The sequence below is a fragment of the Corynebacterium gottingense genome (assembly GCF_002285125.1).
GTDB classification, from domain to species: Bacteria; Actinomycetota; Actinomycetes; order Mycobacteriales; family Mycobacteriaceae; genus Corynebacterium; species Corynebacterium gottingense.
In genome coordinates, this window is sequence record NZ_NSGN01000007.1 from 161,503 (window position 1) to 173,775 (window position 12,273).

The 12,273-nt window shown below is 66.7% G+C and carries 9 protein-coding genes, 1 tRNA gene and 1 pseudogene; 6 read left to right on the forward strand and 5 right to left on the reverse strand.

Annotation, left to right across the window (positions count from 1 at the left end):
- Positions 1-18: 18 nt before the first annotated feature.
- Entirely contained in the window at positions 19-1,287 is a 1,269-nt protein-coding gene (locus CKJ82_RS08335) for an ATP-binding protein (RefSeq protein WP_233125475.1), read from the reverse strand.
- 84 nt (positions 1,288-1,371) lie between these two features.
- The gene (locus CKJ82_RS08340) at positions 1,372-6,045 is read right to left on the reverse strand and encodes an ATP-dependent helicase (RefSeq protein WP_095537746.1); all 4,674 of its coding nucleotides are present in this window, start codon (positions 6,043-6,045) and stop codon (positions 1,372-1,374) included.
- Between the two features lie 44 nt (positions 6,046-6,089).
- Here CKJ82_RS08340 and CKJ82_RS08345 point away from each other — a divergent pair, with 44 nt between their 5' ends.
- The 5 genes from CKJ82_RS08345 to CKJ82_RS08365 all read left to right on the forward strand — a co-directional run bounded on the left by CKJ82_RS08345 (position 6,090) and on the right by CKJ82_RS08365 (position 8,542).
- The gene (locus tag CKJ82_RS08345; protein ID WP_095537747.1) at positions 6,090-6,866 is read left to right on the forward strand and encodes a 3'(2'),5'-bisphosphate nucleotidase CysQ; all 777 of its coding nucleotides are present in this window, start codon (positions 6,090-6,092) and stop codon (positions 6,864-6,866) included.
- Entirely contained in the window at positions 6,863-7,663 is an 801-nt protein-coding gene (locus CKJ82_RS08350; protein ID WP_095537748.1) for a thymidylate synthase, read from the forward strand. Before CKJ82_RS08345 ends, CKJ82_RS08350 begins: the two co-directional genes overlap by 4 nt.
- Positions 7,663-8,145, forward strand: a complete 483-nt coding sequence (locus tag CKJ82_RS08355) for a dihydrofolate reductase (RefSeq protein ID WP_095537749.1) — start codon at positions 7,663-7,665, stop codon at positions 8,143-8,145. The genes CKJ82_RS08350 and CKJ82_RS08355 overlap by 1 nt, the downstream gene beginning before the upstream one ends.
- 1 nt (position 8,146) lies before the next feature.
- Entirely contained in the window at positions 8,147-8,425 is a 279-nt protein-coding gene (locus CKJ82_RS08360; protein WP_095277107.1) for a mycoredoxin, read from the forward strand.
- Positions 8,426-8,469: 44 nt separating this feature from the next.
- Positions 8,470-8,542, forward strand: a tRNA-Arg gene (locus CKJ82_RS08365).
- A 584-nt stretch (positions 8,543-9,126) separates the two neighbouring features.
- On the opposite strand, the gene CKJ82_RS08375 is transcribed toward CKJ82_RS08365, so the two are convergent.
- Positions 9,127-10,491: an MFS transporter gene (locus CKJ82_RS08375; RefSeq protein WP_095537751.1), complete on the reverse strand. Its 1,365-nt coding sequence runs from the start codon at positions 10,489-10,491 to the stop codon at positions 9,127-9,129.
- The gene (locus CKJ82_RS08380; RefSeq protein WP_095537752.1) at positions 10,488-10,946 is read right to left on the reverse strand and encodes a ThiF family adenylyltransferase; all 459 of its coding nucleotides are present in this window, start codon (positions 10,944-10,946) and stop codon (positions 10,488-10,490) included. Before CKJ82_RS08380 ends, CKJ82_RS08375 begins: the two co-directional genes overlap by 4 nt.
- Before the next feature lie 29 nt (positions 10,947-10,975).
- On the opposite strand from CKJ82_RS08380, the gene CKJ82_RS08385 reads away from it, so the two are divergent.
- The gene (locus CKJ82_RS08385; protein ID WP_198949232.1) at positions 10,976-11,737 is read left to right on the forward strand and encodes an ArsR/SmtB family transcription factor; all 762 of its coding nucleotides are present in this window, start codon (positions 10,976-10,978) and stop codon (positions 11,735-11,737) included.
- Between the two features lie 140 nt (positions 11,738-11,877).
- Here the strand turns inward: CKJ82_RS08385 and CKJ82_RS11840 are convergent.
- Positions 11,878-12,273: pseudogene (locus tag CKJ82_RS11840) on the reverse strand (hypothetical protein); the annotation flags it as partial.

A 12,273-nucleotide genomic window follows, 5' to 3' on the forward strand; every position in this document is an offset into this window, starting at 1 on the left:
GGGGGCGCTAGTCGCGGGTTAGGGACGGAGTTGGTGCAGCGGGAAGGTGACAATCCCGTCGTCGAGCGGCGCTGTGATGCCTGTACCCGTGATCACCGCGCTAAACGTTGGAGGTCCGGATTCGTGATCTATCGAGGCGATCGCCTTTTTCAGCGAGGCTACGCCTCGCTCAACCCCACTGAACCCAGTTTTCACTTCGACAGCACCCCAGCGCCCATCAGGCAGTGTGAGCACCGCATCGATCTCGTTGCCGTTTGAGTCCCGGTAGTGGTAGATGGAACCTCCCATTGCTTCGATCATGACTGCGAGGTCGTGGATCACGGCCGATTCGAAGAGAAGGCCCACTGTCTCAGGATCCGCGGTCAATGAGGCGGATGTTGCTCCGAGTGCCGCAATGGCTAGCCCGGGATCGGCCAGATGATACTTGGGCGAGACACGCAACCTCGCTTTCGAGCGGAGCCGCGGGGCCCATGCGGAGACCGCCTCCACAACAAAGATCCGCTGCAGACTGTCGAGGAGTTTCGTCACCGTCGGTAGCGAGATTCCTGGACTTACCGTATCCAAATCCTTTCGCAGTGTGGAGACGGAAACTTCCCCAGAAACGGACCTTGCGATTGCCGCAATCAGCCGCTCTGTAGCAAGTGGAGTGACGCGCAAGTCCGCCACGCGGTGCATGTCCGAACGCGCCGCCTCCGACAGGTATCCGTGTAACTGGGCCAACACGATCTGCTCATTTCCAGTCTGGAATCCCGGAAACCCCGGAGTGAGCAGATTTTGGATGACATGGGTGTAGGAAATCTGACCAGCGTCGGGGGTGACCGGCTCCCCCTGTAGGAGTCCAGCCAGCGATACAACGGGGGCGTAATCTGCCTTCTCACACAGCGTGAGTGTGCGTTGCCGAAGCCGAAGAAATCGAGCCGCACCGGTATGTCGAGTAATGCTATCCGCAGGAACCGCTGAACCGGCTAAAATAAATTGTCCAGGTGCTGCTGCTAGGTCCACTTCTCGTCGGGCGAGATTAAACAGGTCGGGGGCAGCTTGCCACTCATCGAGGAGCCGCGGTCGAGGACCGTCTATCACCGCGGCCGGCGCGAGTTTCGCTATGTGGTTTGTCGCCGGGTCATCGATAAGCGCATACGACGCACAGTGGTGGAGCCCTGTCATCGTCTTCCCGCACCCGCGAGGTCCTTCAATAATCACTGCACCGCTCGCCTCGAGCAGAAACTCAAGCCGCTTATCGACGATTCTCGGGCGGTATCGACGGCCAGCCAGCTGTTGTGTATCCAAAACTCCCCCTGTTTTACATATTGCAGGATTTATACTTTATGTTTTGCAGACATCGTACTTGATGTTTTGCAGATTTTTGGCGCGCTAATCGTCGAAGCTGAGCCCCTCGGCGGGCCCGCGCGCCTCGTCCATCTCCCCCAGCGCCTCGGCCACGCTCCTCCCCCGCCGCTTCGGCGGCGCCGCAGCTTTCGCGCCAATCTTCACGCCCTTGTGCGTCACCCGCGCCCCGTAGTCGCGCAGGCCAAACGCTGGGCCACCATTGAGCTTCTCGACGCCCACGGGCTGCATCCGCCCGGCGCGCACCGCCTCATCCAACGCACCGATGACCAGCGGGAGCGGGTCGCCCACTCCCTCCGGGAAGCCGTCGAAGAATGTGGTCATGGTTTTGCCGCCGCGGGTGATGTGGGCGGCCAGCAGGCCGTCGATAAGCACAACGATGGCCCCTGCTGCCCTCGTCGGGCCCTGTACGGGCCACGGGAGGGCGGCGCCGTAAGGGTTGGCGGGGTCGGTGGCGGCGAGCACGTGGACGTGTGGTTCGCGGGTTCCGGATGGCCAGCCGATGACGTCGTCGGAATCCGCGTGCCCGCGCAGCCGGTCGATGGTGGCTGGGGTGGAAAACTGCGCCGCGCCGAGGCCCTCGATGAGGTAGCCGCGCATCGCCTTGCCGGAGGATTCGAAGCCGGACAGCGTCTTGTAGGCCAGCGCGAAGCCGCCGAGGATGTCCTCTGCCACGACGGAGCCGCGGGTGACCACGCCGTATCGGTCGAGCAGGCTCTCCCCCAGCGCGACGGAGCGGCGCGTGGCGTCGGTGTCCGCGCGGGGTGTCGCGGCCCAGCGCCCCACCATGTCCGGCGGCGTGGTGTTGGCGAAGGAGGTGCGGCCAGAGCGGATGCGGCTGCGCTGCGGGCGGCGCCGCGTGCGGTGCGCCGACTTGCCTTTGCCACCGGCGAGGCGGGCGCGGATGGGCGCGAAGGAGTCGGGTGAAACGCTGCCGGCCTCGACGAGGTCCCACATGGCCTCGCGCAGCTCCTCGGCAGTCGTGGTGCGCTCGGTGACGGGGCCTAGCAGGTCCGCGAACAGGTAGCCGCCGCCTCCGCGAATGCACTCCATCACCTGCGTCTGCGTGAGGCTGAGTTGTGGTTCATCCACCTGCGGCATGAGCTGCTCGGCGTAGTCGGCGGGCAGCAGCATGATCCACGGGTCGCGCGCGCCGGCCTTGCCCGCGCCGGCGATGAGGATTTCCCTGCCCGCGGTGAGCTCGTCGAGCATTACCGGCGAGTAGTCGCCCACGCGCGAGGGCAGAATGTGCGACTCCCACGCGCTGGCAGGCAGGCGTACTCCGGCTAGTTGCTCGAGCACGGTGAACACGCCGTCCGCGCCGCGGAGTGCCGGACGCACGCCTGCTGGGGCCACGTTGTGCCAGGCCGGCAAGAAACGCCCGTAGGCGGACTGCGTCACCGGCTGGGTTTGCGCTCGGGCCACCGCCAGCGAGCGCGAACGGATGATGCGCAAGACTTCGGCGGCGACGTACTCTTCCTCGTCCACGCCCTGGCGGTAGCGCCCCGGGATCACCTTGTCCTGGTCCACCAGCCGGGTCAGCGGCTCGTGCGCAGCGCCCACGGCCAGGCCGAAGGCGTCGGCCAGGTCGCGCAGGGTGAACGGGCCACGGGTGCGCACCCAGCGCCCGACCAGCTGCTGCAGCGCGTCCGGGATGGTGGCCACCTGTGCGGCAACCCCGGGCGGGACGGGGATGCCCAGGCCGTCGCGAAGCAGCGGGGCGTCAAGCGTTTGCGCGATGTGCTCGCGCCCGCCGATGCGCACCCGCATCACCCGGCCGCGCAGGCTCTCCTCCAGCGTGGTCAGGGGGACGTCGGTGTAGTCAGCGAGCGCGTCCACGGCGACTGGCCCCACCATCCGCAGGGTGTCGGCGAACTGCTCGCTGGTTTTCGCGCGGCCCAGGCGGCGGAGTTTCGCGTCGGTTTCGGCGATCACGTCGGCGTCGAGAAGCTCCCGCAGCTCCACGGTGCCCAAGAGCTTGGCCAGCAACGACGGGTCGAGCGAGAGGGCGGCGGCGCGCTTTTCGGCGAGCGGGGTGTCGCCCTCGTACATGAAGGCGCCGGTGTAGTTAAACAGCAGCGACGAGGCGAACGGGCTCGGCTGGTCCGTGGTCACCTCCGCGATGCGGATGCGGCGCGTGGACAGCTCGCGCACGACTTCCTGGAGCGCGGGCAGGTCGTAGACGTCCTGGAGGCACTCGCGGACCGTCTCCAAGATGATGGGGAACGACGGGTAGTTGCGCGCGACGTCGAGCAGCTGCTCCGCGCGCTGGCGCTGCTGCCACAGTGGCGCGCGCTTGCCCGGGTTGCGGCGCGGCAGGAGCAGGGCGCGGGCGGCGCACTCGCGGAAGCGGGCCGCGAACAGGGCGGAGTTGCCCACCTGCTCGGTGACGATGTCGGCGATCTCGTCAGCGTCGAATTGGAAGAGCGACCCGTCCGGCTCCTTCTCCCCCTGCGGCAGGCGTAGGACGATGCCGTCGTCGCCCGCGACGGCTTGGGCGTCCATGCCGGTCTCCTGGGCGACGCGCCAGCCGGTGGCCAGCGCCCAGGCGGCGTTCACGCCCTTGCCAAAGGGGGTGTGCAGGACCACTCGCCAATCGCCCAGCTCGTCGGTGAAGCGCTCGAGCACCAGCGTCTGCTCGTCCGGCAGCACGCCCGTGGCTTCCTCCTGTTCCTGCAGGTAGGCGACGAGGTTGGTGCGGGCGAACTCGTCGAGCGCCGGGTCGATCCCCTCGCCCGAGCGCGCCTGGCGGCGGAACTCGCCGAGCGCCTTGCCCAGCTCGTATGGGCGGCCCAGGCCGTCGCCGTTCCAGAACGGGAGCCGGCCCGTGTGGCCGGGCGCGGGCGTGACCTGCACCTGGTCGCGGGTGATGTTCTCGATGCGCCAGCTCGACGCGCCGAGGGTAAACACGTCGCCCACGCGAGACTCGTAGACCATCTCCTCGTCCAGCTCGCCGACGCGGCGGGGTGCTTTGTCGTCCGAGCCGAGCAAGAACACGCCGAACATGCCACGGTCCGGGATCGTGCCCGCGTTCGTCACCGCCACGCGCTGCGCGCCCGGCCGGGCCTTTAGCGTCGTGCCTTCCAGAATGGCGCGGGGCCGAAGCTCCGCGAAGTCAGTCGACGGGTACACACCGGTAACCAGGTCGATCACGGAATCGAACACCTCGCGCGCCAGGTCCCGGTAGGGCCAGGCGCGGCGCACGGTTTCGAACCACTCGTCCACGTCCAGGTCCTCGAAGGCGACGGCGGCGACCGTCTGCTGCGCGAGCACGTCCAGCGGGCTGCGCGGGGTGTGCAGCTCCTCGATCGCGCCCTCGCGCATTCGCGGGACCGTCACCGCGGTTTGCACCAGGTCAGAGCGGTGCTTGGGGTAGAAGCTGCCCTGCGAGACCGCGCCCACGGTGTGTCCGGCGCGTCCGACGCGCTGCAGGCCGGAGGCCACCGACGGCGCCGATTCGACCTGGATCACCAGGTCCACCGCGCCCATGTCGATGCCCAGCTCAAGCGACGAGGTGGAAATCACCGCGCGCAGCGCACCCTCCTTGAGCATCGTCTCGGTCTGCAGCCGCTCGTCCTTGGACACGCTGCCGTGGTGGGCGCGCGCGATGACCTGCTCCGCGTGGCCCGCCGTGTCCACCGACTTCATCAGCTGCGCGGGTGGCCGCCGGGTCTGCGGCGAGAGCGCGTCCGGGTCGTGCTCCTTCGCCCACAGCTCGTTGAGCTGGCTGGTCAGCCGCTCCGCGGTGCGCCGGGAGTTGACGAAGACGATGGTCGAGCGGTGCGCCATCACCTCGTCGTACACGGCGCGCTCGATGTGTGGCCAGATGGACTTTGAGGCGCCCGGTGGTGGGGGCTCGGTGGCGTCGTCAAGCAAAAGCTTTTCGACGTCACCCTCAATCACGGCCTCCCCAATCGTGGAAGCATCCTCCGGCACCGGCAGGTCCGACATGTCCTCGACGGGGACGTGAACGTCCAGCTGCCAGCGCTTCTCCGCGGGCGGATTGATGATGGTGGTCTTGTCGCCCAGGAAGTTCGCCACCGCCTCCAGCGGGCGCACCGTGGCGGACAGGCCGATGCGCTGGAAGTTCCCCGCGAGGCGGCGCAGGCGCTCGAGCGAGAGCGTGAGGTGCACGCCGCGCTTCGTGCCGGCCAGCGCGTGGATCTCGTCCACAATTACGGTGTCGACCGTTTTCAGGATGCCCGCCGCCTTGGAGGTGAGCATGAGGTAGAGCGACTCCGGCGTGGTGATGAGAATGTCAGGCGGCTTTCGCAGCTGCCGGTTACGCTCCGCCTGCGGGGTGTCGCCGGAGCGCACGCCGACGGAGATGTCCGGCATGTCGCGCCCCATCCGCTGCGCGACGCGCGCGATCCCGCCAAGCGGCGCGCGCAGGTTGTTTTCCACGTCCACGCCCAGCGCTTTCAACGGGGAGATGTAGAGGACGCGGACGCCACCGTGGGTGGAGGACTGCGCGCCGTCGATAGGCAATGCCTGCTGGCCCGCGCGCTCAACCAGCGAGTTCAGCGACCAGAGAAAGGCCGCGAGCGTCTTGCCCGAGCCAGTGGGGGCGACCACCAGGGCGTTCTCCCCGTCCGCGATGGCGCGCCACGCCCCCTGCTGGACCGGGGTCGGTTCCGCGAAGACCTCCGAAAACCAGGTGGCCACCTGAGGGTGGAAGCGGTTGAGGATCTCCGTGCTCATGGCTGCAAGGATAACGGGCCGCCAACTGCGGTAGTGTTTGAACTATGACTGCGCAGTATTCAGACTCCCGGCTGACCAACCTGATTGCCCAAGGCACCGGCGAGATCCTCAAGGGGATCCGCGGCGTCGGCTTGCTGCGAGGGCGCGAACTCGGTGAGGCGGGCGATGACCTGGCCCAGAACTGGATCGCCCGCGTGCTGGAGCAGCACCGCCCGGGCGACGGATTCCTCTCCGAAGAAGCTGCGGATGACCAGACCCGCCTGAGCAACAAGCGTGTGTGGATCGTGGACCCGCTCGACGGCACCAAGGAGTTCGCCACCGGCCGCCAGGACTGGGCTGTGCACATCGCGCTCGTGGAAGATGGCGTGCCCACCCACGCCGCGGTCGGCCTGCCGGACCTGGGCGTGGTGTTCAAGTCTTCGGACGTGCGCCACGTCGCCGGCCCCTTTGCCAAGAAGATTGCGATCTCCCGCAACCGCCCGCCGGCCGTGGCGGAGGCAGTGGCGGACGCGCTCGGGTTTGAAACTGCGAAGGTGGGCTCCGCCGGCGCGAAAGCGATGCACGTCCTGCTTGGTGATTATGACGCCTACGTCCACGCCGGCGGGCAGTACGAGTGGGACCAGGCCGCGCCGGTGGGCGTGTCCCTGGCCGCGGGCCTGCACTGCTCCCGCCTCGACGGCTCCCCGCTGCGCTTTAACAACAAGGACACCTACGTGCCAGACGTGCTCATCTGCCGCCCGGAGATCGCGGACGACATCCTCGCCGCCTGCGCGAAGTACCGCGACGAGCACGGCAGCTACGAGGGGGTCGCAACGAAGTGACGGTCCCCACCCCGTACGAGGACCTGCTGCGCGAGATCTCCGAACACGGCAAGGCGAAGGGTGACCGCACCGGCACCGGCACGGTGAGCCTGTTCGGCCGCCAGCTGCGCTACGACTTGGCCGACTCCTTCCCGCTGCTGACCACGAAGAAGGTCTTCTTCAAGGGGGTCGTCGGCGAGCTGCTCTGGTTCCTGCGCGGCGAGTCCAACATCGCCTGGCTCAAGGACAACGGCATCCGCATCTGGAACGAGTGGGCCGACGAGGACGGCGAGCTCGGCCCGGTCTACGGCGTGCAGTGGCGCTCCTGGCCCACCCCCGACGGGACACACGTGGACCAGATCGCGGAGGCGCTGCGGACGCTGAAGGAGAACCCGGATTCGCGCCGCAACATCGTCTCCGCCTGGAATGTCTCCGAGCTGGACAAGATGGCGCTACTGCCCTGCCACCTGCTCTTCCAGCTCTACGTGGTGGACGGGACGCTGAGCATGCAGGTCTACCAGCGCTCGGCCGACATGTTCCTCGGCGTACCCTTCAACATCGCCTCCTACGCGCTGCTCACGCACATGTTCGCGCAGCAGGCGGACCTCAAGGTTGGCGAGCTCATCTGGACCGGCGGCGACTGCCACATCTACAACGACCACGTCGAGCAGGTGCGCGAGCAGCTCTCCCGCGAGCCGCGCCCGTACCCGCAGCTCAAGCTGCGCAAAGCGGAGTCGCTCTTTGACTACGACTTCGACGACATCGAGGTGGAGGGCTACGACCCGCACCCGACGATCAAGGCGCAGGTGTCCGTCTAGTGCTGGGCGCAATCTGGGCGCAATCGCTCGACGGCGTCATCGGCGACGGGGCTGGCATGCCGTGGGATGTGCCGGAGGATCTCAAGTTCTTCAAAGAGGTCACCATGGGCCACCCGGTCATCATGGGGCGCAAGACATGGGAGTCGTTGCCGAAGAAACCGCTGCCAGGCCGCCCAAACCATGTGCTTAGCTCGCGCGAAGCGGGCGCGTGGTCGGACGGGGCGTTCGTGTCTCCCGATCTTCCCGACCTGAAGACGGACGCGTGGATCATCGGTGGTGGCCAGATCTACGAAGCCACGCTCGACGAGGTCGACGTCGTCGAGCTCACGCTTATCGACGCCCGCGTGGCCGATTCCCTCCCCCACCCGGTCTATGCACCCCGCCTCGGCGCCGAATTTGCGCTCGTGCGCGACGGCGAGTGGAATATTTCCCGAACTGGCACCCGCTTTAAGCACCAACGATTTGAAAGGACCGACTCGTAGCATGACTGCGACCCCCGAAACCAACGCTCACGTGACCGTCTTCGCCACCAGCTGGTGCCCGTTCTGCGCGAAGCTGCGCCAGAACCTGGACCGCACCGAGACGCCCTACGACGTGGTAGACGTCGAGGCCGCCGGCAACGAGGACGCGGCCGCATGGGTGGAGTCCGTCAACGACGGCAACCGCGTCGTGCCGACCGTGCTCTACTCCGACGGCACCCACGCGACGAACCCGCCCGCATCCGCCGTGCGCGAGAAGCAGGCCGAGCTCGCCGGTGCGTAGCTGATTTTCTGTGCCGCGCGCGGGTGCGGTACGCTCGCACCAATGCCCTAGTAGCTCAGTGGATAGAGCACGGCTCTCCTAAAGCCGGTGTCGGAGGTTCGATTCCTCTCTGGGGCGCTTGTGTCCTCAGTCGCGACATAGTTGACAACTCAGTCGCGACATGGTGGACAAACCGGTGCCTCGGTTTTTATTTTTCCGAGGCACCGGTTTTGTGTTTTAGGTCAGTGGGGGTTGGCCTTTTCGCCAGTATGGTTTTTGGTAGTTGCGGGATGTGTCGATGTAGTGCTCGGCGATGATTTCGCCGGTCTCTTTTAACCCCCCTCACGTTGTACAAAGCCCTAGGTGTACTGACCTCAGGGCTACAAGCCTTGCAGCGCGCCTCGGCTGCCTATGCATGAGAACGAAACTCCTGGAGCGTCCAGGAAAGACGCGCTCCGGAGCGTTCCTCGCCGAGACAGACCCGTACGGTGTCATTAGTTCGCCGGTGGTTTGCCCCAGTCAGGGCGCTTGGTTAGGTGCCACGACCCGCACGAGGGGCATTCGTAGATCCGCAGCGGCCCTGCCCGTCGCGACCATTTCAGTGCTACATGCACGGCGTCATCATAGTGCTCGTATTCGCGTTTACCAGTTTCGGAGCACAGTACGCGTTCGACTGGCGGCTTCTTCGACCTCCTCCGATAGTGCTTCATCACACAATGATTCTAAACTTCAGGTGTAACTGGCTCCTGTAGGTGACTGATGATGGTGGCAGCAACTACGAGCGCTGCGGCACCGAAGACTCCACCGGCGACCGCGACGGCTCTGTGAAAGCCTGTGAGGAACGCTCCACTGGCGACCATTTCGCCGAGGACTGCGACGCCGACGACGCTGCCGGTCTGGCGGGCGGCATTGATGACTCCTCCTGCGATGCCGACATGTTCCGGCGGGGCCGAGGCCACTGCGGCCGAGGTCGCGGCCGGCATCGCGAAGGCCATCCCGAATCCAGCCGTGAAGGTCAACACCGCGACCACCACGTAAGGGGTTTCTGCGGTGAGCAGCACGAGGCATCTGAAGCCGATCGTGCCGACTACCAGGCCGGTGAGCATGGTGGGGAACGCGCCCCACCGGGCGACGGCACGGCCGCCCAGCGGTGACGCGACCACGGCGCTGCACGCCTGTGGTGCCAGCGCGAGGCCTGCCAGCCACGGCTCGTATCCCAGGTACTGCTGGAAGAAGAGGGAGAGCACGAAGAGTTGTCCGAAGAAGCTGAAGTTGAGCGCGAGCCCTACCATTGCGGCCACGGAGAACCGGGCACGAGTGAACAAGGCCATCGGCAGCATCGGGTCCGGGTGTCGTCGCTCTGCGATGATGAACAGGGCGAGGAAGACGCCCCCGGCGATCAGCACGGCTACCTGCCAGGGTGACCATCCGTGTTCGCCTGCGGTGATGACTGCATAGGTTACTGCCACCAGCGTGAGCACGGAGAGCACCTGTCCGGGTAGGTCCACCCGTCTCGCGCGACTGCCCGTGAGCACGGGAATTGCCCACAAGGTGAGCAGACAGCCGATCGCGACGATGGGGAGGTTGACCCAGAACACCGCCCGCCACCCGATCGCCGACACCAGCGCTCCGCCCAGGACCGGTCCGATCGCGGCGGCAACACCTCCTGCGCCGCCCCACAGCCCGATGGCGCGTGCTCGTTCCTTCGGATCGTCGTACACAGCCGACAGCAATGCCAGAGAGCCCGGCACGATCGCTGCCGCGCCCACGCCCTGGACGGCGCGACCAGCGACGAGGAACCCGCCTGTGGGAGCGAGGGCGCACACGGCCGAGAGCACAGCAAAGACCACCAGGCCAGCGAGGTAGACCCTGCGGGCCCCAAGACGGTCGCATGCGGCCCCAGCTGTGAGAAGGAACGCGGCGAACACGAGGGTGTAAGCGTCGACGACCCACTGCAGTGAGCCCACCGTCATGTCGAGGTCAGTGCCGATCTCGGCGAGGGCGACATTGACGATGGTCGTATCGAGCATGACGATGAAGAAACCAAGGAGGGTCGCGACCAGCGCCGTGCGCCGATGCGCGGTCATACGCGAGACTCCAGCGAAGCCTCGGCGGGCGGGTGGCCGAAGTAGGTGCGCTTGCTCAGGTCTTGATCCCAGGTCCGGTAGGACCGGTCCAGCAGTGTCGGCAGCACCAGATCGAACAGGCGCCAGGACGCGGCGAAGTGCATGTCCCGGATCTCGGCCTTGTTGCGGCCGATCGTGTCTCGCCCGGCGCCGTACTGGCGTTGCACGTTAGTCAGGTCGAAGTGGTCGGGATCGGCCAGTTTCAGGTTGAGTGCGCCCATGCGCACCAGGCGGGCGGCTGCGGCACCGCCGATGCCCCCGGTGCCGACGATGCCGATCACGGCATCGCGCAACCGTGCTTGGCGTTCACGCTGTTCCTCGGTGGTGTCGCCGAGCCAACCCAGGTTGCGGTCAACGCGTTCCCAGTAGAAGTCCTCATCGTAGTGCCCGCGTAGCCGTTGGCGGTCCCCGTTCATCGCGATCGCTCCCTTCGTCTCCTGATGCAATGAATCTGGTGAGTTCAGACTACGTCTGCGATTGTTCGGTCGTCACCGAACAGTTCCGGGTGCACACTGGAGGCATGGTTGCGCGCGTGTTTCCTGAAGCGGTCCCGGATATCTCGACAGTCGCGTCGGCTCTGGCTGACTCGTCGCGGGCGGCCATGTGTGCTGCGCTCATGGACGGGCGGGCCTGGACGGTTGGTGAACTGGGCAGGTACGCGGGCCTAGCCCGGTCGACGGCGAGCGAGCATGTTGACGTGCTCGTCACCCACGGTCTCGTCCACGACATTCGGCAGGGCCGGCACCGCTACATTCGCCTGGCCGGGGAAGACATCGCACGAGTGGTCGAGAGCCTTGGCGTGGTCGCCCGCTCGCCCCTGCCCACTCCTCACAGCCTCAGCGCGTCACGGGCGAATGCGAACCTACGTGAAGGCCGCACCTGTTATCAGCACCTCGCCGGTAAGCTCGGGGTGCGCCTGGCTGAACAACTGGAAGAGCGCGAGTTCATCGACTCGCACTGTCAGGTCACTAATCAAGGTCATCGCTTGTTCATACAGTGGGGTGTGCCCCCGAAGATGCTCGACACGGGCAGGTCGTGCATGGACTCCACCGAACGCCGCTTCCACCTCGCCGGCCCTCTCGGCACGGGAATCTGCAAGACTCTGCTGGATAAGGAATGGCTTTCCCGCAGGGGTCGTACCCGGGCCGTGCGTCTCACTCCCGCCGGGCGGGCAGCGCTCAACGACGCGGGGATCTCCCTCAATTAGCCGTCCCCGAGGGCTTCAGTCGTTCTTTGGCACCGGCGTGACCTTTCGGACGATCGAAAGCCGGTGCCGGAGGTTCGATTCCTCTCTGGGGCGCAAAATCCCCCGCTGACCTGCGAAAATAGGTCAACGGGGGATGCTTTTTATCCGCGGACGTTGCTGCCAATCACCGTCGGCAGGACCAGCGGCGACTCACCGAGCAGCGCTTCCAGGTTGCCGTCGCGCTCGACCGCGCTCGTCACCGCCTTCACCTTGGCGTTCGGCTTCCCTTTCTTGTCGGCACCGCGGGCCGCACCCATGGGCCCGGCAGCCATCGCGCCGCCGCGGCTCCCCGCCGCGTTACCGCCGGTGCCGCCCGCTGCGCCCTGCGCGAGACCGGGTGCTGCATTCCCGCCCGCGCCAGGCATGCCGTTGCCAGCTCCGGACAGCGGGCGACCCGCCATCCCGGCCCCTGCACCCAGCGCGCCACCGATGCCCGCTCCGGCTGCCCCGGCGCCAACGGCGCCCGCCGCCGACGCCGCGGAGCCACCGAGCTCGCG